General features: G+C 44.4%; 21 protein-coding genes and 1 pseudogene. 10 read left to right on the forward strand and 12 right to left on the reverse strand.

The features are described 5' to 3' along the window. Window positions 1–12 precede the first annotated feature (12 nt). The 5 genes from R7P64_RS08125 to R7P64_RS08145 all read left to right on the forward strand — a co-directional run bounded on the left by R7P64_RS08125 (window position 13) and on the right by R7P64_RS08145 (window position 4,094). Window positions 13–321 (forward strand): chaperone NapD, encoded by a 309-nt coding sequence (locus R7P64_RS08125; RefSeq protein WP_005373535.1) that lies wholly within the window; start codon window positions 13–15, stop codon window positions 319–321. Beyond that, window positions 318–2,807, forward strand: coding sequence for a periplasmic nitrate reductase subunit alpha (napA, locus tag R7P64_RS08130; protein WP_005389060.1), 2,490 nt, complete (start codon window positions 318–320; stop codon window positions 2,805–2,807). The genes R7P64_RS08125 and napA overlap by 4 nt, the downstream gene beginning before the upstream one ends. A gap of 78 nt (window positions 2,808–2,885) precedes the next feature. After that, a complete protein-coding gene (locus R7P64_RS08135) occupies window positions 2,886–3,341 on the forward strand; it encodes a nitrate reductase cytochrome c-type subunit (protein ID WP_005389061.1) in 456 nt (151 codons plus the stop codon). 28 nt (window positions 3,342–3,369) lie between these two features. Continuing rightward, the gene (locus R7P64_RS08140; RefSeq protein WP_005373542.1) at window positions 3,370–3,948 is read left to right on the forward strand and encodes a NapC/NirT family cytochrome c; all 579 of its coding nucleotides are present in this window, start codon (window positions 3,370–3,372) and stop codon (window positions 3,946–3,948) included. An 11-nt stretch (window positions 3,949–3,959) separates the two neighbouring features. After that, window positions 3,960–4,094: a TIGR02808 family protein gene (locus R7P64_RS08145; RefSeq protein ID WP_005373546.1), complete on the forward strand. Its 135-nt coding sequence runs from the start codon at window positions 3,960–3,962 to the stop codon at window positions 4,092–4,094. 173 nt (window positions 4,095–4,267) lie between these two features. Here R7P64_RS08145 and phaC read toward each other — a convergent pair whose 3' ends face one another. The 4 genes from phaC to R7P64_RS08165 form a co-directional block, all read right to left on the reverse strand. Continuing rightward, window positions 4,268–6,043, reverse strand: a complete 1,776-nt coding sequence (gene phaC, locus R7P64_RS08150; RefSeq protein ID WP_064354855.1) for a class I poly(R)-hydroxyalkanoic acid synthase — start codon at window positions 6,041–6,043, stop codon at window positions 4,268–4,270. A 65-nt stretch (window positions 6,044–6,108) separates the two neighbouring features. Then, window positions 6,109–6,456: a phasin family protein gene (locus R7P64_RS08155; protein WP_005373550.1), complete on the reverse strand. Its 348-nt coding sequence runs from the start codon at window positions 6,454–6,456 to the stop codon at window positions 6,109–6,111. Window positions 6,457–6,501: 45 nt separating this feature from the next. After that, the gene (locus R7P64_RS08160; protein ID WP_031777157.1) at window positions 6,502–7,710 is read right to left on the reverse strand and encodes an acetyl-CoA C-acetyltransferase; all 1,209 of its coding nucleotides are present in this window, start codon (window positions 7,708–7,710) and stop codon (window positions 6,502–6,504) included. A gap of 12 nt (window positions 7,711–7,722) precedes the next feature. Continuing rightward, window positions 7,723–8,463: an SDR family oxidoreductase gene (locus R7P64_RS08165; protein ID WP_005373555.1), complete on the reverse strand. Its 741-nt coding sequence runs from the start codon at window positions 8,461–8,463 to the stop codon at window positions 7,723–7,725. Between the two features lie 739 nt (window positions 8,464–9,202). On the opposite strand from R7P64_RS08165, the gene R7P64_RS08170 reads away from it, so the two are divergent. Continuing rightward, complete coding sequence (locus R7P64_RS08170) at window positions 9,203–9,823, forward strand: LysE family translocator (protein WP_021035942.1); 621 nt, start codon at window positions 9,203–9,205, stop codon at window positions 9,821–9,823. A gap of 15 nt (window positions 9,824–9,838) precedes the next feature. Then, complete coding sequence (locus R7P64_RS08175; protein ID WP_167416147.1) at window positions 9,839–10,105, forward strand: hypothetical protein; 267 nt, start codon at window positions 9,839–9,841, stop codon at window positions 10,103–10,105. A gap of 58 nt (window positions 10,106–10,163) precedes the next feature. On the opposite strand, the gene secF is transcribed toward R7P64_RS08175, so the two are convergent. The 4 genes from secF to R7P64_RS08195 form a co-directional block, all read right to left on the reverse strand. Continuing rightward, on the reverse strand, window positions 10,164–11,066 hold the full coding sequence (gene secF, locus R7P64_RS08180) for a protein translocase subunit SecF (RefSeq protein WP_005373567.1): 903 nt from the start codon (window positions 11,064–11,066) through the stop codon (window positions 10,164–10,166). Between the two features lie 2 nt (window positions 11,067–11,068). Continuing rightward, complete coding sequence (gene secD, locus R7P64_RS08185) at window positions 11,069–12,907, reverse strand: protein translocase subunit SecD (RefSeq protein WP_213972678.1); 1,839 nt, start codon at window positions 12,905–12,907, stop codon at window positions 11,069–11,071. 164 nt (window positions 12,908–13,071) lie between these two features. Then, entirely contained in the window at window positions 13,072–13,551 is a 480-nt protein-coding gene (locus R7P64_RS08190) for a hypothetical protein (RefSeq protein WP_005373572.1), read from the reverse strand. A 168-nt stretch (window positions 13,552–13,719) separates the two neighbouring features. Beyond that, window positions 13,720–14,388 carry an SH3 domain-containing protein gene (locus tag R7P64_RS08195; RefSeq protein WP_005385650.1) on the reverse strand — a complete coding sequence of 223 codons (669 nt, stop codon included), beginning with the start codon at window positions 14,386–14,388 and terminating at the stop codon, window positions 13,720–13,722. Between the two features lie 103 nt (window positions 14,389–14,491). Here R7P64_RS08195 and R7P64_RS08200 point away from each other — a divergent pair, with 103 nt between their 5' ends. Then, window positions 14,492–15,040, forward strand: a complete 549-nt coding sequence (locus tag R7P64_RS08200) for an ATPase (RefSeq protein WP_213972677.1) — start codon at window positions 14,492–14,494, stop codon at window positions 15,038–15,040. A gap of 526 nt (window positions 15,041–15,566) precedes the next feature. Here the strand turns inward: R7P64_RS08200 and R7P64_RS08210 are convergent. Both R7P64_RS08210 and R7P64_RS08215 read right to left on the reverse strand, forming a co-directional pair. Further along, window positions 15,567–16,189: pseudogene (locus tag R7P64_RS08210) on the reverse strand (class I SAM-dependent methyltransferase). Window positions 16,190–16,194: 5 nt separating this feature from the next. Continuing rightward, window positions 16,195–16,650, reverse strand: a complete 456-nt coding sequence (locus tag R7P64_RS08215) for an Lrp/AsnC family transcriptional regulator (RefSeq protein WP_005373581.1) — start codon at window positions 16,648–16,650, stop codon at window positions 16,195–16,197. A 148-nt stretch (window positions 16,651–16,798) separates the two neighbouring features. Here R7P64_RS08215 and R7P64_RS08220 point away from each other — a divergent pair, with 148 nt between their 5' ends. Together R7P64_RS08220 and R7P64_RS08225 are read left to right on the forward strand one after the other, a co-directional pair. Further along, complete coding sequence (locus R7P64_RS08220; RefSeq protein WP_025767932.1) at window positions 16,799–17,725, forward strand: DMT family transporter; 927 nt, start codon at window positions 16,799–16,801, stop codon at window positions 17,723–17,725. A gap of 95 nt (window positions 17,726–17,820) precedes the next feature. Then, a complete protein-coding gene (locus R7P64_RS08225; protein WP_017635180.1) occupies window positions 17,821–18,483 on the forward strand; it encodes a flagellar brake protein in 663 nt (220 codons plus the stop codon). Window positions 18,484–18,485: 2 nt separating this feature from the next. Here the strand turns inward: R7P64_RS08225 and R7P64_RS08230 are convergent, their stop codons facing one another. Beyond that, entirely contained in the window at window positions 18,486–19,523 is a 1,038-nt protein-coding gene (locus tag R7P64_RS08230) for a DUF2955 domain-containing protein (RefSeq protein WP_017635179.1), read from the reverse strand. A gap of 12 nt (window positions 19,524–19,535) precedes the next feature. After that, window positions 19,536–20,594 (reverse strand): HlyD family secretion protein, encoded by a 1,059-nt coding sequence (locus R7P64_RS08235; RefSeq protein ID WP_005373588.1) that lies wholly within the window; start codon window positions 20,592–20,594, stop codon window positions 19,536–19,538. Between the last annotated feature and the right edge of the window lie 14 nt (window positions 20,595–20,608).

Consider the following 20,608-nt stretch of genomic DNA (forward strand, 5'->3'; position numbering starts at 1 on the left):
TGAGAGAGCTATATGTCACTAAATGAAGTGCATATTTCAAGTTTGGTAGTACATGTGCTGCCGGAACATTTGGACGAAATCAAACAAAAGATAGAAGCACACGAAAATGCGGAAATCTATGGTGACAGTCCTGAAGGCAAGATTATCGTCGTACTTGAAACTGAGAACCAAGGTTTCATCACAGACACTATCGATGCCATTAACAATTTACCGAACGTCTTAAGCACGGTATTGGTTTATCACCAAATCGAAACTGGGCTTGAAGAAACGGATGAAGAAGACACTGGAACACAACATTCCCAAATCGAGGGTGAAGTATGAAAATGACAAGACGTGCGTTTGTGAAAGCAAACGCGGCTGCATCAGCTGCTGCTGTCGCAGGTGTGACACTACCAGCATCTGCAGCCAACCTGATTGCAAGCTCTGATCAAACCAAAATCACATGGGACAAAGCACCTTGTCGTTTCTGTGGTACAGGCTGTTCTGTTCTTGTTGGCACTCAAAACGGCAAAGTGGTAGCAACACAGGGTGACCCAGAAGCACCAGTAAACAAAGGTCTGAACTGCATCAAAGGTTACTTCCTTTCTAAGATCATGTACGGTCAAGACCGTCTAACTCAACCGATGCTACGAATGAAAGATGGCAAATTCCACAAAGATGGTGAATTTACACCTATCTCTTGGGATGACGCTTTCGACATCATGGCTGAGAAATGGAAAGCTTCCCTCGAGAAAAAAGGCCCAACAAGCGTAGGTATGTTTGGCTCAGGCCAATGGACAGTAATGGAAGGCTACGCTGCATCAAAGTTAATGAAAGCAGGCTTCCGATCAAACAACATTGATCCAAACGCTCGTCACTGTATGGCTTCTGCCGTTGTAGGTTTCATGCGCGCATTCGGTATCGATGAGCCAATGGGTTGTTACGATGACTTCGAGAACGCTGACGCTTTCGTTCTTTGGGGCTCAAACATGGCAGAGATGCACCCGGTTCTATGGACTCGCATTACTGACCGCCGCCTAAGCCACCCTCACGTTAAAGTGAACGTGCTTTCTACTTACTACCATCGTTCATTTGAGTTGGCAGACCACGGCTACATTTTCAATCCTCAGTCTGACCTTGCAATTGCTAACTTCATCGCAAACTACATCATCGAAAACGATGCAGTAAACTGGGACTTCGTGAACAAACACACGAACTTCACTCAAGCAGACACTGACATCGGCTACGGTCTACGTGACGATGATCCGCTACAAAAAGCAGCGAAGAACCCGAACTCTGGCAAACTCACTTCTATCTCATTCGAAGAGTACAAGAAATCAGTAGCGCCATACACAGTAGAGAAAGCATCTGAAATCTCTGGTGTTGAGAAAGAGAAGCTTATCGAGCTTGCGAAGCAATACGCGGATCCAAACACGAAAGTGATGTCTCTATGGACGATGGGTATGAACCAGCATACTCGTGGTGTATGGATGAATAACTTGGTTTACAACATCCACCTACTAACCGGTAAGATCTCGACTCCGGGGAACAGCCCATTCTCACTAACGGGCCAACCATCAGCATGTGGTACCGCTCGTGAGGTTGGTACGTTTGCTCACCGCCTACCAGCGGACATGGTGGTTGCTAACCCTAAACACCGTAAGATTGCAGAAGACATCTGGAAACTGCCAGAAGGTACGATTCCACCAAAACCTGGCTTCCACGCCGTATTGCAAGACCGTATGCTGAATGACGGCGTTTTGAACTGTTACTGGGTTCAATGTAACAACAACATGCAAGCCGGTCCAAACATCAACACAGAGCGTCTTCCAGGTTACCGCAACCCAGAAAACTTCATCGTTGTGTCTGACCCATACCCGACAGCAACAGCACAAGCAGCAGACCTTATTCTTCCTACCGCAATGTGGATTGAAAAAGAAGGTGCTTACGGTAACGCAGAGCGTCGTACCCAAGCTTGGTACCAACAAGTGGGCACAGTCGGTCAAGCAAAATCCGACCTGTGGCAGCTAATGGAGTTCTCGAAACGCTTCAAAATGGAAGAAGTGTGGCCTGAAGAGCTTCTAGCGAAAGCGCCTCAATACCGTGGTAAAACAATGTACGACGTACTTTACCGCAATGGTAACGTCGACAAATTCCCTATCGAAGAAGCTCGTGAACTGAATGACGATGCTCACCACTTCGGTTTCTATGTTCAAAAAGGTCTGTTTGAGGAATACGCAACATTTGGCCGTGGTCACGGTCATGATTTGGCTCCATACGACCGCTACCACCAAGTACGTGGTCTACGTTGGCCTGTTGTTGATGGTAAGGAAACACAGTGGCGCTTTAAAGAAGGTTCAGACCCATACGCGAAAGAAGGTTCTGGTTGGGACTTCTACGGCAATGCTGATGGCAAAGCGAAGATCATTTCCGCGCCATACGAAGCGCCACCAGAAGTACCGAACGATGAATTTGATATGTGGTTATGTACTGGTCGTGTTCTTGAGCATTGGCACACAGGCACCATGACTCGTCGTGTACCTGAATTATACAAAGCAGTACCAGACGCAGTGTGTTACATGCACCCAGAAGACGCAAAAGCACGCAATGTTCGTCGTGGTGAAGAAGTACTCATGGCAAACAAACGCGGTGAAGTACGCGTTCGTGTTGAAACTCGCGGTCGTAACCGTCCGCCAAAAGGCTTGGTATTCGTACCGTTCTTTGATGCACGTATTTTGATTAACAAGCTTATCCTAGATGCGACTGATCCACTGTCTAAACAGACAGACTTTAAGAAGTGCCCAGTCAAAATCACTAAGATTGCTTAACCTTCAGATACTGAATGCTACGGCCGTCATTATGGCGGCCTAATAAAGAATTTAAGCCATAAAGGCGGAGATGAAATGATGAAAAAATTACTTGTCGCAGTTTTATCTGTAGGTGCGTTAGTGACAGGCATTGCGCAAGCTGAGTTGGATAATCCAGGTGGTATTGGTGGTCTAGAATCTTTACGTGGAATGTCTCAATTGGAAGATACGCGTCCAGCAGACGAGTTCAAAGACTTCCCTAAAGATCAAATTGTTGAAGACAGCTATGTTTATCAACCACCGTTGATCCCACACAGCATTCGTCACTACGAAATTTCGTTAAATGCTAACAAGTGTCTTGCATGCCATAGTTGGAAAAATGCAAAAGAGTCAGGTGCGACTAAAATTAGCGTAACGCACTATGTAAACAGAGAAGATGCGGTACTGGCAGATATGTCTCCTCGTCGTTACTTCTGTTTGCAATGTCACGTTCCGCAAACGGATGCAAAACCACTAGTGGAAAACGAGTTTAAGGCAGTCGATTCGCTTCAGTAATTGAAACGCGAGTACTAAGAGGTTACTTATGAAAATACTTAAAGCGTTTTGGAAGAGACTGTCGAGCCCGAGTAAAGCTGCCGCTGGTGTGGTTTTATTTCTAGGCTTCGCTGGTGGCCTTCTATTTTGGGGCGCATTCAACACAGGTATGGAAGCAACCAACACAGAAGAATTCTGTTCTGGCTGTCACGCGCCGATCGTTGCTGAAATTCAAGAAACAATTCACTACTCCAACCGCTCTGGTGTTCGTGCGATTTGTTCAGACTGTCACGTTCCTCATGAATGGACGGATAAGATCGTTCGTAAAGTACAGGCATCTAAAGAGCTATTTGCACACTTCGTAACGAAGACGATCGATACGCCAGAGAAGTTCCAAGAGCGTCGTGGACACCTCGCAGAGCGAGAGTGGGCACGTATGAAGAAGAATGACTCTCTTGAATGTCGTAACTGTCATGAGTTTGATTTCATGGATTACTCTCAGCAAGGATCACGTGCGGCAGAACAACACTCCACCGCTCTAGCTTCAGGCGAGAAAACATGTGTAGACTGTCACAAAGGTATTGCGCACAAACTACCAGACATGAGCGGCGTTGAAGGCTGGCACTAAGGAGACTTACCATGAGTACATTAGAATCTGTAATTTGGCATATCCTTGGCTACAGTGCTATGCCAGTGATTATTCTTTCCGGCTTTGTGGCGGTAGCAGCAATCTCTCTCTGGCTGCTGTCATTTGGTAAGGATAAAGAGGTGTAACGTAACGCATCTCTACTCGTCAACTAGCCTATTTGTTGACACTGAGCGCCGAGCAAATGCTCGGCGCTTTTTATTTATTGCTCAATGGTACTGCCAACAATAAATAAACAAGCAATCATACATAAAAAAAGCGACCATAAAGGCCGCTAAGATTTACTGCTATAGGGAGTTGTTTAAGATTCTTTTACTGGCAGAACCTGTTTGACGTATTGTCCTGGCGCTTCATCAATAACCGGATGGTTTTCTGAGCCAATAGGGAAAGGCTCAACTTGCTCTTTAGGGTTGAATTGGAGTAACCACTCGTTCCAGTGTGTCCACCACGATCCCTCTTTGTGTTCCGCGTTATTCAACCACTCATCAGCAGAGTCATCCAAATTATCGTTCAACCAATAACCATACTTATTTTTAGCTGGAGGGTTCACGATGCCCGCAATATGACCAGACTCACCGAGGACAAACGTTTTGTTACCACCCGTGTTCAGCGCACCACGGTAAGTTCCCTGCCATAACGCAATGTGGTCTTCTTTCGTTGACACAAAATAGCTAGGAATTTTGATCTTATTTAGATCAATCCATACTCCACCAATTTTGACGCCTTTATCTTGCACCAGCTTGTTCTCTAAATAGAGCTCGCGAAGCAAGAAATTGTGAGATGCAGCGCTGACGTTGGTGCTATCGCTATTCCAGTACAACAAGTCGAAATCAACCGGACTGTTACCCTTCAAGTAATTGTCGACGTAGTAGTTCCAGTACAAGCTGTTTTCACGCAGTAAACTAAACGTCACGCTTAAGGAACGGCCGTCCATATACCCTTTTGCGTTATTTTGCGCTTCAATTGCACTAACAATGGTGTCATTGATATACGCGCCGACTTCACCTGGTTGAGAGAAGTCGAGCAACGTGGTGAAGAAAGTAGCAGACTTAATGCGCTTCTTCATACGTTTTGCAGCGTAGTACGCAACCGTGCTTGCTAAAACAGTACCACCAATACAATAACCAGCCGCATTGATTTGCTCTTGTCCTGTTATATCTTCAATTGCAGCGACGGCTTTCACTGCGCCTTCTGTCACGTAGTCACCAAACTCTATGTGCGCTTGTGCCTTGCCTGGATTGCGCCAAGACATCATAAATACACTGTGCCCCTGCTCTAACAACCATCGAACCATTGAGTTCTTTGCCGTTAAATCAAGGATGTAGTATTTGTTGATGAAAGGTGGGACGATGAGCAGCGGCGTCGCATTCACTTTCTCTGTTAGAGGTCGATATTGAATCAACTCAAACAATTCGTTTTGAAAAACCACATTACCCTGTGTCGTCGCAACGTCATCGCCCACGCGGAATGCATTGTTATTCGTCATACGAATTTTTAAAATGTCTGCGCTCGACTCAACGTCTTCTTTCAACTGCTCTAAGCCTGCCAGTAAGTTTTGACCGTTTTGCTCAAGTGTCAGCTTCAAAAGCTCTGGGTTAGTGGCGATGAAGTTGGAAGGAGAAAGGGCGTTAATGGCTTGGCGAGAGAAAAAAATAATACGTTCTTTCGTCTTTTCATCTAAGCCTTCCAAAGACTCGATGGTGTCCAGATAGGTCTTACTAAATAAAAGGTAGGATTGTTTGATGAAGCTATACATGGCTTCATTTTGCCACGCTTCGTTTGAGAAACGCTTATCCCCTTTTTCAGCTTCGACGATTTGTGCTTGGTTCCCTGCCAATGCAACATTCTGCCAAATTTGCAGCTGCTGTTCCCACCACTGTGCTTGCAGCTTTAAAATCGCAGCAGGCTGATTCGCAGCTTGTTCGAACAGTTTGGCAGTATCCTCAAAGTTCACTTCTTGCATGGCCTTGTTTAAAGGAGAGTTCACGACTGCCTTGTTCACTTCGAAATCATGCCACCACTGATGATTGGTTTCCTGAAGCTTCACAAGATAGTCCGAAAAGAAGTGTTGAAACATAGTCTTACTCCTATATTCGGAAAAACAACGCCGCCCAAATCTAGGGGCGGCGAGAATCGGACAAATTACGCTGGAGTAACAGTCTTTAGATTTTCCGAAGTCATTTTCTCAACGTCTTCTTTGAACTCTTTTGCAATCGCTTGAAGCTTGTTGCTGTCATCCATCATTTGTTGAGAAAGTTTAGTAAGTACGCTTAGTTGCTGACTGTTGAAAGCAGTCAATGACGTTACGTCTTTGATTTCTGTCGCTGCTTTCATCTGGTTTAGACCCACTTCACTGTATGTGCGAATGGCGTTCAATTGAAGCTCGGTCAACACTTCTACGTTTTTTGTCACTAGCTTGTTGAACTTCAAGTAAGGTTCTAGATTTTTTTCAGTTTGATCGCTAAATGTTTTGAAGAAATCTGTGTACATGGTTTGTCTCCTAGAGAAAGAATTAAAAAATGTCCGTTTAAATAATTACTTAACTGTCTTTACAACCACAGCCGTGCCCATGCCGCCGCCCACACAAAGTGAAGCAACGCCATATTGACCATTTTGCTTATGAAGCTCGTGAACCAGCGTGACTAAGATTCGGTTGCCAGATGCACCAAGCGGGTGTCCTAGCGCGATAGCACCACCGTTAAAGTTCGCTTTATCTTGAATCGCGTTAACTGGAACTTGGTTTGTTTCCGCCAACTGATGAATCACGCCAAGTGCTTGCGCTGCAAATGCTTCGTTTAACTCGTAAACGTCAATGTCATTTACTGTGAGTTCCGCTTTTTCGAGTGCTTTATTGACCGACTCTACAGGACCTAGGCCCATGATCTTCGGATCAAGACCCGATTGCGCATAGCTTACGATCTCAGCAAGCGGCGTTAATCCATGCGCTTTAACTGCGCTTTCAGACGCCACGATAATCGCACTCGCGCCATCGTTAATGCCTGATGCATTACCCGCAGTCACAGTGCCTTCGCGGTCAAAAGCAGGACGTAGCTTGCTTAAGGCTTCCATTGTCGCGTTCGCTTTTGGGTATTCATCCGTATCAAACATCACGGTTTCACGGCGTTGCTTTACTTCCACTGGCACAATTTCGTCTTGAAATTTGCCAGCTTCGATAGCGGCTACCGCTTTCTGTTGGCTAGACAGCGCGTATTCGTCTTGCTGCTGGCGAGTTAAGCCGATTTGTTTTGCTACGTTTTCTGCCGTCACACCCATGTGATATTGGTTGTAAACATCGGTTAAACCGTCCGCTACGAGCAGATCTTTTAGCTCCAGATTGCCCATTTTGTTGCCATCACGAATGCTGCTTGGTGCGGCAAACGGAATCTGAGACATGACTTCAACACCCGCTGCAACAACGATCTCAGCATCGCCACTACGGATATGGGACACGGCATCCATGACCGTTTTCATGCCACTACCGCAAACCATGTTTACGCCATATGCAGGAACAGATTCAGGAATCCCCGCAAACAGTGCCGCTTGGCGGCCAACACCCATTCCTTGACCTGCACCAACAACGTTGCCAACAATCACTTCGTCAACCTTGTCGCCAGGCAACTTTGCCGCTTCCAACGCGCCTTTAATCGCTACTGCTGCCAGATCGCCAGCAGAAGTATTTTTCAGGCTGCCACCAAAAGCACCAATTGGAGTACGCTTCGCCGCTACGATAAATACTTTTTCCATCATCTTCTCTCCTTAGTGCATGTATAGGCCGCCGTTCACCGACAAAGTCTCTCCGGTGATGTAGGCGCCCGCATCGCTGACCAAGAAGCTCACTGATGCTGCAATTTCTTCTGGTGTCGCAAGACGTTTCATTGGAATTTGGTTCGTGATGGATTCCAGCACTTCTGGCTTCATTTGCTCAACCATTGGCGTACCCGTGTAACCCGGAGCGATAACATTAACTGTCACACCCGAGCGAGCACCTTCGTATGCTAAGGCTTTAGAGAAACCGATCATCCCAGCTTTCGCCGCCGAGTAGTTTGCTTGACCAAACTGCCCTTTAAGACCATTGACTGAAGAGATATTGATGACACGACCACCGCCTTTTTCGCACATTGCAGCAAAGAGGGGTTGCGTAACGTTGAATAAACTATTGAGGTTGGTATTGATGACATCATTCCAAGCTTGCGCAGTCATCTTTTTAAACACGCCATCACGTGTGATTCCTGCGTTGTTGACAACAACATCAATGGTTCCTTCCTCCCCAAGCAATTGCGCCAATTTCTCTGCACACTCTGTCGTGTTTGTTACATCCAACTCAAAAAGGCGAACCTGATCTTTGGTAAACCCTTTGCTGTTGAACCACTCCAGCGCACATTCGTAGTTACCTGTGAAATATGTAGCAATTACACGGTAACCGTCATTAACTAATTGAGAGGAAATAGCAGAACCAATTCCGCCTTTTGATCCAGTGATCAAAGCGACTTTCTTCATTGAAGACTCCATTCTTAACGGCATTTAAAAAGCAAACTTAATACACTGATGAAATAGTTCACCAACTGACGTGTTTATTTATTCTTTTGACAACCAATCCCGTTCTGCCTTTATTTTAAGTTAACCTAGAAATATTACATTTCAAATAAAAAACTCACCCAATTGCATAAGATTGATTTAGATCTCATTACCCGTGAAATGTTATAAAATGGTTAATTTTACATAAGTCATTGTTTTAAATCACACTTCCACAAAAGCCACACCAACAGAAATAGAAGCATAATTATTAAATATCATGCACTTACATACAGAATGGTAGACGTTACATTATGTCATGATTTAAGATCTGAATTTTAAGCCTATATGATTACAACAAACTTGAGATTAGAATAATAATTCAATTATCAGTAAAAATAATTATCAAACATATCATTTAATTACTGCATTTAATGATAATTTAGTTATCAATTCGATTATTTTAATACAGTGATGATTAATACCGATAAAATATAATAAATTAAATATATTTAATCTAAAAATGATATAAGAGCTTGTCTCATACTGGTGCAATACGCACTATTATGACGCATAGATTAAAATATAATTTCATTTTAAATTTATATATTCGAAGAACATCAACTAGCTACTAGTGAAAGTAATCGTTCGCTTTGTAGTAGCATCCTTTTCCACTTTGCACTATCTTTGTGGCTTCTCTTTAATCACTAAATCATCAACAGATATGAATCTTGCATTGCTCAGTATGTTCATCCCTACTTTCTTTTTTGTCTCAATCACGCCTGGTATGTGCATGACTCTCGCCCTAACGTTAGGTATGAGTATCGGTTATCGTCGCACGTTATGGATGATGATAGGAGAGCTTCTCGGTGTTGCGCTGGTGTCAGTCTCTGCGGTGTTAGGCATCGCTGCGATTATGCTCAATTATCCTTGGATGTTTATCGCGTTAAAGTTCATTGGTGGCGGTTATTTACTCTATCTTGGTGTTGAAATGTGGCGATCGCGAGGGAAACTTGCGATTAATGTCGACAACTTAGAAACACCAAAGAGTGACAATATCGCACTGATCATGCAAGGCTTCGTTACCGCAATCGCAAACCCAAAAGGCTGGGCATTTATGATTTCTCTTTTACCGCCTTTTATAGACCAAAACGCAGCGCTTGCACCGCAACTGATCATACTTGTCTCCATTATTTTACTGTTTGAGTTCATTTGCATGTCTCTGTACGCTACTGGTGGTAAAGGATTGAAACACGTATTAGGTCAGTCTAAGAATGTACGTCTAATGAACCGTATCGCAGGCACTTTAATGATGGGAGTTGGTGTCTGGTTGCTACTAAGCTAAGGCAAACTGGAAACAATGAAAAATATTCTGAATAAAATCGCTAAAGTCATGGGTGAAGTATTGGACTTTCAAGCCCGAGTTTGGGTTGTGAACGTCTATACCGGTGAGCATAAAGGCGAGTCTTATGTCGTTAATGAAGATGCTTTCTCTGTACCTCTTCAGTGGATGAAGAAGAAAGGCTACCAAGAGCCAATGTTGAATAAAGTCGAAGCAATGAAGCGCTCACAAGTCTTAGAGTTCGATTTGGGACTTGTGAAACATCGCTTGATGCGCGTGAAATAAGCACAAAAAAGCGCCACTCAAGATGAGTGGCGCAAGCACTTTTACCTTAAAAATAATGCTACGGCGCAGCGTCGATCTCAACTGGAAGATAATGTTTCGGCTCCAGTTTCAACCACTCAGGCAGCACAGTACCAATCGAAATCGAAGACCATGTACCCGACAGAACGCCAATAAACATGGCGGTTGAGAAACCAGCCAAAGGCGCTCCTCCCATAATCCATAATGCACCAACAGTGATCAATGTCGTACCAGATGTCACCATAGTGCGTGAAAACGTCGCGATAACAGCTTGGTCATTGATGTCTTCTGTTTTCCAACTCTGCTTCGCAATCAACAGCTCACGGATTCGGTCTGCAATGATGATCGAGTCATTCAATGAGTAACCTAAAATCGCCAGCACAGCAGCAAAAACGGTTAAGTTGAACTCCATTTGAGTAATTGCAAAGAAGCCAAGCACTAAGATCACATCATGGGCCAAAGCAAACAGTGAACCACTCGCTAAACGCCACTCAAAACGGAAACACAAGTAACCGAGAATACTCAACACACAAATCAACAATGCTAAGCCACCTTGCTCAAACAAGTCTTGGCCAACTTGAGCGCCAACTATACTGTTGCTGACAACATCAACTTGGTGAGAGATTGGCTTCAACACCTCTTCTACACTTGGCAACGTTTGCCCATCTTCCGGCGCAGAGTAACGAATCACCCAACGGCCATCTTCACCAGAGCGTGTCACTGACGCAGATTCACCAAGCTTTGGTTGCAGAACGTCAAGCAGATCATGGTTAGTTAGCTGCTTATCTACCTTTACTTCTGTCACCATACCGCCAGTGAAATCCAAACCTAGGTTCAACCCTTTAAAGCCTAGAGCGACGATGGCGATCACCGTTAAAATGATGGAAACTAGCGTAGTAAAGTAGCGAATTTTACGAATATTTTGTTTTAGCATTTCGACCATGATTAAACCCTCACATCACGACGGGCATCGCGGCCCCAAATTAAATTGATCATTGCTCGAGAGGCAAATACGCCTGTAAACATACTGGTTAACAAACCTAATCCGAGTGTTAAGGCAAAGCCTTGGATTGGGCCATTACCGATGGCGTACAAAATCACGGCGGTGATCATGGTAGTAATGTTGGCATCAAGGATGGTCGAGAATGCGCTGTCAAAGCCAAGATCAATCGCTTGAGCGAAGCTGCGGCCTTCACGCATTTTGTCCTTAATACGTTCGAAAATAATAACGTTGGTGTCCACTGCCATACCGACGGTTAACACTAAACCGGCAATACCCGGAAGCGTTAGAACCGCTCCTGGTAACAAGGCGATTAAGCCAAGCAAACAAAGCATGTTGGCACAAAGCGCCACGTTTGCTACCCAACCTAAGCGGCGGTACCAAAGTGCCATAAAGGTCAGTGTTAGTCCCATACCTAAAGCCAGTGCTGCAAAACCGTTTTCAATGTTTTCTGCACCCAGAGAAGCACCGATTGTTCGCTCTTCCACAATAGTAACCGGCGCGGTCAGTGACCCCGCGCGAAGCAATAGCGCCAACTGCTGCGCATCGTCCATGCTACCTGCCCCAGTAATACGGAACTGGCTACCAAGCTGAGATTGAATAGTCGCGACGCTGATAACGCGCTCACTACGCTCAGTTACACCGCGATCGTTTGTTTTGTATTCACGGTAAACGGTCGCCATTGGCTTGCCGATGTGAGTTGCTGAGAAGTCACTCATTTTCTTACCACCAGCGTGGTCAAGAGAAATATTGACTTCTGACATGCCCATTTTGTCGACACCAGCACGAGCGTTCACGATGTGCTCGCCCGTTAGAACTGGTCGTTTTGACAAAATCACCGTACGGCCGTCATTGTCTTGAAGAACAAGATCTTGGCTGCTGTGTGCTTGGCTCGCATCTTTCACTTCATAAAACGCCAAGCTTGCTGTTGCACCAATAACGTTTTTCGCTTGAGCAGGATCTTGTACACCAGGGAGTTCAATTCGAATGCTCTCTTTACCTTGGCGTTGCACTAGTGCTTCTGTGATACCAAGTTCTTCAATACGGCCACGCATGATCTTCAGGTTTTGTTGAAGAGTCGAGGATTGAAATTCTTGGATATTTTGTTCACTCGGTTCAAGCACAAAGCCACGAGATGAACTTTTTGAAATCCAGCCAGGGTAATTTTGACGCAAGAACTTGTTCACTTCCGACAATGCTTGCTCGCTGTCACTGTTTACCGTAATTCGGTTGCCGCTTTCTGCTCGAACTTGCACACCACGAACACGTTGATCACGTAAATTCGCTTTGATTTCATCAATCAACGCATCACGTTGCTCTTCAAACGCTTTATTCACATCAACATTCAACAAGAACTGAACGCCACCACGAAGGTCAAGACCGAGCTTAATTGGGCTAAAGCCCATCTCATTCAACCATTCTGGCGCAACCGATACGTATGAGAAAGTGATGCTGTCGTCTTTATTTAGCTCTTTGTTTAACAACGCACGAGCTTTACTTTGCGCATCTTCACCATCGAATACAATGGTTGTTTTGCCGTCTTTTTCGATGATTTTGTCGGCTGAAATATGGTTGTTTTTTAGCAGTTGATTCAGATGAACAACCGACATTTCACTGTTGTTTTGATCCGCAAACGTCAACTGGATAGAAGGCTGTTCGCCAAACCAAGTTGGTATAGCACTTAGGGTTAAAATAATGACCGTCGTGATTAATACTACATATTTCCAAGCTGAGTAGTGATTCATCAGCTTTCTGTTCTTTTGCTGCTTTGGTGTTTTTTTCATGTAAACATCATCCCTTCACGATGAAGTGAAGCTTTTAATAACAAGGCTTAACACACGACAGATGCGCCCAGAATAAATTCAGGGTATGAAATGCTCAGAACGCTCACGTCCTGTCGAATACAATCGTCGTGTTAAGAGTGCACAATGGTGCAAATAGATGGTGTTTAGGCAGAAAACTGACTATTGAGTGCGACGTACATGGCATTGGTCTCTTTCCAACCAGAAATGCGATGATCGCTTGTGAAATGATAAAATGTGGACTGGTTGTGACGCCAGTTAATGTCCATCAAGCTGTATGCGTAACCCGCATCAGCGTAAAACGGAGTAGTGAGATCGCCGACAAAATCTACGTGCTCGTCATCAAGCCCTTCCCGTAAGTAAGACGTCCAGCGCTGAGAGTTAAACAAAGCAACGGAATCGAGACTTGCATGGCCTTCAGATACTGGAGATTGAGAGCTTTCTTCTGAAACTTCAGAAAAATCGACGGAAGAGTTTGGCGATACACTTACGGCTACAAAAGGTTGTAGCTTAGAAAAGTGCGGTACGTGAGCCTTGTGGTCGATTTGCGCAGCAGATACATGCACTGGTAGCAATACCATTGCAAATAGCAGCAAAATCAACTTTCTAAGGTAAATCCAAGGCATAGGAACTCACTAAAAACACAAAGAGCCAAGTTAGGTCACTTGACTCGTTGATAGTATTCCTATTGATTATGGTTCACAACTAAAAAGTTATAAATCTCTGATTTCAGGTTTGCATCGTTATTGCATTTATAAAAACGTCTTTAGAAAACGAGTGTAATTGGTGGTGAGTTATCGATAAAAAATATCGCCCTTATCAACATCTAAGTAGATCTTGTTCTCTTGCTCCAAACCGCCACAATAGATGAAGTAAACGTTGCGCTTTTTGAACGTCACAGAACGAACCCAGCCTCCGAGCTCCTCAAAATCACTCGGATCACAGGTTTCATCGTCTAACAATTGCTGTGTTTTCTTACGGAAAATATCCAAGTGAACTTTTAAATCATCCGACTTCTGTAGGTATTCATCCAATATCTCTAAGCGCTCTTGCTCTTTAATAACTGGCTCTGCATCCGATAACCCTTCAGCATTCAACCATTCGGCTTTTTCTTCTCCACCCTCTTCATAGACAAGATAGCCGGAGATTCGGTACCACCCATCTACTTTTTCTAACACCGATACTTTTTCTCCCTTATAGAGCGTATCGACAACTAAAGCATTAGGGTTAGGCTTGTTGTAAACATTGACACGACGCTCAATAACGTAGTACTCGGTAACTTCCGGGGGAACGGCTTCTAAATCCAGAATCGGTTTGGATGTTTCTTTTTGCAGTGACGATTGCTCGACTTGTGTAGCCTTTGGTGCTTCAGGTTCATCTTTCTGCATAAAGAAGAAATAGTATCCAGCCCCCGCTCCGCCGAGCAACAGCATGACAATCAATGCGACGAGAATTTTCTTCATGCCCTTTTCCTTTTCATTCTTTATTCTTATCCCACCAGCAGCACGCATGTCGTAGAAATTTGGGTATATACTCAAAAGAGCAAGTCAACTAACGCGAGCAATAATGATCAACAGACTCAATTGGATACTACTATTTCTTCTGTTCCCGATAACGGGGCACGCCAATATTCAATGTAACCCATCGTCGTGGAATGACAATCTTACCCAATTCAATCGTTTAGAGTCCAATTACAATCAGCATGTTGAGGTATTCAATACACTTTTAACCGAACATAAACAGCGTCAGTTATTGTCCGACACCTTTTCACTGCATGAGCTCGTGCTACTTTGGCGTGCCAATTCGAACCAAAATGTGTTCAAAGCGCAATTAAAAGCATCGATTCAATACAAAGAAGAGCTCACAACTAAAGCGAATCAGCTGCTTAAATTGAGCACACAATCCCGATGGTCAGCAAATGGGTGGGAGATACTGGCCCAGAAGTGCCGCGAGTCAAACAAAACAGCCAATCAAATAACTGCGGAATGGTATAACACCAACGCTTTGGAACTTGCTGAAGATTACAAGCGCCTCTCTTCACAATATCAAACTCTGTCACAAGTCTATGATAAAGAAGCCCGAGCGCTTCAATACGCTCAAGATGTTTCGAAGTAAAAACAGAGCCAGTTTTGAATAGACGATGTTGGTTTTTCACTCCAATATTGGACGTTATTCGTGCTTTTTATCTTTCCTTAGTCGTGAATGATATCAAATGTAAATAATGGGATTGTTCCCTTTGACAAACTTGACTAAACCATGACCAAGACAATCAATTTATAGAGACATACGTCACATTAATGCTTTACTTATGGACATTTTTTGGTTAGTTTAGCCATTAATAAAATTTAATAAAAAGTCACATTTGGCTGGAGATGATGCTACAAACATGGTTATCAATCGATTAAGTAACAGGGAATGTCCTAATGCTACCAAAGCCAAGTTTTTGTCAGTAGTTAGGCACGTAAAAGAGTTCGGTTCAATCAGTGATTTGGATCTGTGTAAAATCTTCGGAGAAACAATATGGAGTGATGGGAGGGAATACCATTCAGCCGCTTTCTCATTCAAGGTTGATAGATACACAGGTAACTGTGAAATCTCACAATACAAAAACCAATAAGGCTTAAGAATTTATAAGGCGGAGTCAGGAAACGGACTCCGCTTTTTTGATCATGGCAATCGTAAAGTCGTGCTCGGAGTACCCCTCAATCAATCGTGTATTCGGACACAGCAACCGACAATAGCGAAAGACACCTTCTTTATTGTGCGACGCTAACATTTTCATGCTGGGTAGTTTGGATTCATCCAACAAGTTAAACACACAACCTTTCTCTGTCGCTCGGTACATTTTCTCAATCATTTCAATGGTGTGATTTGGGTTGGTGGATTGATAGTTCAATGATCCGGAAGCAAAAACAAAGTCGCAACGAGGCAATACCAACGTTGAAAAGTCGCCACATATAAACTTACTTTGCGTACGAAAATCTCGTTTTCTGGCTTCAGAGATAAACTGTTTTTGCTGATCAATGCCAATATAGCTTTGAGGAAGCCCCCCCATAAGTTCGATAAACGCTAACAAGTCTCCGTAGCCGCACCCAATATCTAAAATACTTGAACCGTCTAACGTTAACCCTCGGCACAACGCCTCAAACGGCTGATCTGACTATACTTATCTGCCCATCCCAGAGTTCGGGCTCTGTCTTTACCAAACTGTCTATATCGCTTTCGATGATAGTGGGCAATCTTAAGTCTATCGAAAAATTTCATCTTTCTTATGCATAAATCGGCAAACTGCCATTTCCTTTCACTTGTCTAATCGCCAGGTGGGTATGAATATCTTTCACATTTTCTAATCGCTGTAACTTTCTAGTAAATGTTTCATAACCAGCGAGATCTTTACTGACCACCTCTAACAGGTAATCATAGGCCCCTGATACGACATGGCATGAGATCACTTCATCCATCTCAACAACGGCATGTTCAAACTCATCAATCGAAGAAGCTTGGTGGTTATTTAAACTCACTTCAACAAATACAGTCATCGCGATGCCTACGGTGTCTCTGGACACAATAGCTCGATAACCACTAATTACACCTTCCTGCTCCAAACGCTTAATGCGCCTTGCACAAGGTGATGCCGATAGCCCTACTTGGTCAGCAAGTTCTGCAGTTGTCAAAGTGGCATCCTTCTGCATTAGGTTGATAAGTTGCCTGTCAATTTTATCCATTTATTCTTCCGTGCCTTTAATCACTAATAATTAACATTTATACGCAATTTATCACCAACATCAAGCCTAATTACGTCAAACTTTGCCTCCCTTTGGCAAGAGTTTTATTCAACAATTAACACATCATTTACAAATGGACATGTCGATAATGATCTTGGGATACGCAGCTATATTAACGACCTTACTGCTTTGGTCTGGTTTCTTTATTTCTTTAAAAGGGGGCGCAATTTCTGCCTTGCAGCCAGCCGATATCGCGTTAGTTCGCTTTCTCATCCCAAGTATAATTTTATTACCATTTGTGATTAAGCATAAACAGTCGCTGCGCGTAGTGCCTAAACGCTACCTGGTTGGTGTTGTGGTTGGAAGCGGCCTTCCCTATCTTCTGGTCGTCGGAACGGCTATGCATTTCGCTCCCGTGGCGCACGGCAGTGCATTAGTACCCGGCACTTTGCCATTGTTTGTTTCTGCTATCGCGGTACTTTGTTATCAACAGTCGCTGAGTGCTCACCGCTTAATCGGGCTTTCTACGGTGTTGTTAGGGATTTTCGTATTCCTTCTTTCTAATAGCGGCGCAGAGTACAACTGGTCTCAATTACAAGGGCATATCCTGTTTCTAACTGGCAGCATCATGTGGGCTGCTTTCACCATCAGCGCTCGTGTCGCCAATCTTAATGCACACGTCTGTGCAGGATTCGTTGCAATCGCGTCTTTGGCTCTGCTCATCATCGCCGTTGGTTTCGGGTGGGTAGACAGTTATTTGGTGGTAACACCGTTCAGCCAGTGGCCATGGGAGGAGTTGTTTGGCCACGCGATGCTACAAGGTGTTGGCGCAGGTTTAATCGCTTCTTTCACTTTCATTTATGCAATTAGGATCATCGGTGCCGAAGCCAGCGCAGCTTTTGGTTCATTAACTCCAGTCGTCGCGACACTTCTTGCCGTTCCAATTTTTGGTGAACAACCAGATTCTCTCACTTGGTTAGCGCTGATGTTGGTCACATGCGGCAGTATTGTGGCAAGCCAAATCTTTATGAAAGATGGAATGAACCAAACTTATCGCCCACCACTTCACAGATAGCGATGATTTTACAAAAACTTATGCCTTACTATCTTGAATAACAAAATGGCGTTTTGATAGCCTCAGCTTAACTAAAAAATTAAAACGCCAATGTGATGCCAGCCACTCATACTAAAGATGAACTGCATAGGTTTCTCAAACCGGGAATGAAGCTTTCTACTAATTTCGAATTTGGGCCTAAGGATCAATATACGTATTCCACCACCTATCTGGGGATGAAAGAAAATGCTTATTTGATTCTTGATATACCAATGCGTTTGCTTGAAGAGCAAGTGATGAGAAAACTCCCCAACGCCGATGTCATCGTGCGTGGTGTATCAGATACGGAGTTAGGCCATGTCATTGCGTTTAAGTCCAGCGTGCTGACGACGACCGTTCGACCATCCCCCCTTTTGTTTATCCGCATTCCAGGAACATTTGCAACCAAACCAGTTCGGGAACATGAGCGTTACAAGTTGCAAATGGACTGTAACGTTATTCATGCAGGGAATGTCTACGACGGTAGCCTTATCGATTTCTCTCTAGCAGGTGTTGGTATATCAACCTTGATTGAGCCCGAATTCAACGTGGGTGAGAGTGTTACCATCGAATGCCCGTTAAGCCACTATATCGGAGAAGAAAATCGATGTGTCATTGCCAACATTAAGAAATTGGTGAAGGGATGGGTAGTTGGAATTAAGTTTGCCAGTCCCATTGAGATGACTCACGAACTAAAAACAGAGTTACTGGAGCAATCCTTTCTAACCAGTAACGTCTGAACTTACTGCTCGCTAAAGCGCGTCGCCTCAAAGCTGTTGAGTATTCTGTGAACCGTATAGGTAACAAGCAGCGTCGCAACAATAGCAAACAAAATACTGCTCACGCGATACAGCGCACTGAACATTAAGTCACCATCCGGAGTAAGATATTGGCCGAACAAAATGCCTAATGTGGTTAAACCGCCAAATCCGGCTCCCGAACCGCTAGACTCTTTCACGTGCATATAACTGAACATCATCGCACCAATCCAAAGCAATGGGACGATAAACAATAAGGTATCCGACCAATCGTATAATACAAGTTGTCCGACGATACCAAAGGTCACCCCCATCAAGGTTCCCATTGCTCTTTTTCGCGCATACCCTAAAGCACCGTTCCAATGCATAGGAAACAATAAAAGTAAGGTTGTCGCCTGAGCAGACATAGAGTCACTGAGGTCAAATAGCTGGAATACAAGGAAAGACATTGTAGCGATACTCGCCCCCATAAGGGCTTCATGACGCATTCGATGACTCTGTTTAGGCTGCGACGGTTTCGCTGGTGGCTGACGAGGTTCCGCATCGGGAATCAAAAATGTCACCACATAAGCAACGATCACTGAAATAACATTCGCTTGCAGATTGCTAAATATTAGGTCATTTAAGTCAGTGGTTGGATAACTCGCAAAATGCAGCATGATGCTTAAGCTCAGTACGCTGTTCGCTCCAAATAAGAACAAGCTCCCTTTTGACATACAGGCGAATTTATACAGAAACAACCCGAATGCAATGATTGTCATCATGCCAGGGTGCCCACCAAATAACCCACCAAGAACACCAACTTCTAATCCACACACAACCGCTGAAAAAATCAGTTGTCGTGCGGCATGTAGACTCATGACTGGCACCATTCCAAGTAACAGCATCGGGGTTACAGTAAAGAATACGCCATAGTTCCAACCAAATACTTTACATAAAGTGAAACCAATGGTCGCACCAGTTGCAATGCGCAAACACTGACGGAAGTCGTTTTCCGACATGGGGTGGTCCCATAACTTCATATCGCCTCCTCGTTAATAAATATAATGAAGAAGACTCAAGAATTGGATCTGGCACCTCGCTAACCAGCCAGATAATGCGTTTTCTGGCAACAACTGCACGGTTGCTCGTGCCCCTGCTGGAAATGCGCGCTGCTGAGGTTCATCGATAGCTAAATGTAAACGTAAGCGCTGCGCGTCTCTCACCCAACGGTTTGAGTCAGTTGGTGTTGCTAAGCGACCATCCGCATCGAATTGACCCGAGCTGACCCCGGCATCCACACTCGTAATACGAGCTTCAAATACATCACCAGGCAAGCTATCAAAAGCCACTAACGCACGGCTGTTCTGATTAAAGTGTCGTAAACTCTTTTCACGAAAGTCGGCAATGATATCCACGTCATCGGAGACTAAAGCGACAAGAGGTGTACCAGCTGCCGCATAGGCCCCCGTCTCCAGCTGCAAGTTAGCGACAACGCCATCATGTTCCGCCGAGACTTGAGTGTAAGACAGATTAAGTTCCGCTTGTTTTAGCTGGTTTTGCGCTACGCGGATATTCACATTCGTCGCGCCTAAATCACCGCGGTTTACTTCCAACTCTTTTAAACGAGCACGTGCGGCCAGTAAGTTCGCTTTAGCTGCCGTTGCACTGCTCTGTGCGTCATCGCGCTGCTGTTGCGAAGTACCATTACGGTGAAACAGAGTATTAAGACGTTTTGCTTCGCGAACTTTTTGTTCCGCCACGATTTTGCTCGCTTCAACGTCTGCTTTTGCCGCAGCAATAGAAGCATCAAGTTGTTCGTTGTTTTGAATCACACGCTCAAGGTTAAGTTGAGCCTTTTCTACGGCGAGCTGATAAGGCTGGGGATCAATCTGAAATAGTAGATCGCCTTGGCTTATTTCTTGGTTGTTGGCAACATAAAGATGCGTAATCTGCCCACTCACACGGGGGGCCACTTTAGTTACCACACGCGTTGCCATTGCCTGAGGCGTCAACGGCATGGCGAGATCTGCAACTAGAAAATAGGCAAAGACAAGGACAAACGCGACGCAAGAATATTTGATCCAACGTGCGAATTTTTGATCTGGAGTCATAAGCGTTTACTTCT

Source organism: Vibrio sp. 2304 (genome assembly GCF_033339475.1).
Taxonomy (GTDB): Bacteria; Pseudomonadota; Gammaproteobacteria; order Enterobacterales; family Vibrionaceae; genus Vibrio; species Vibrio alginolyticus.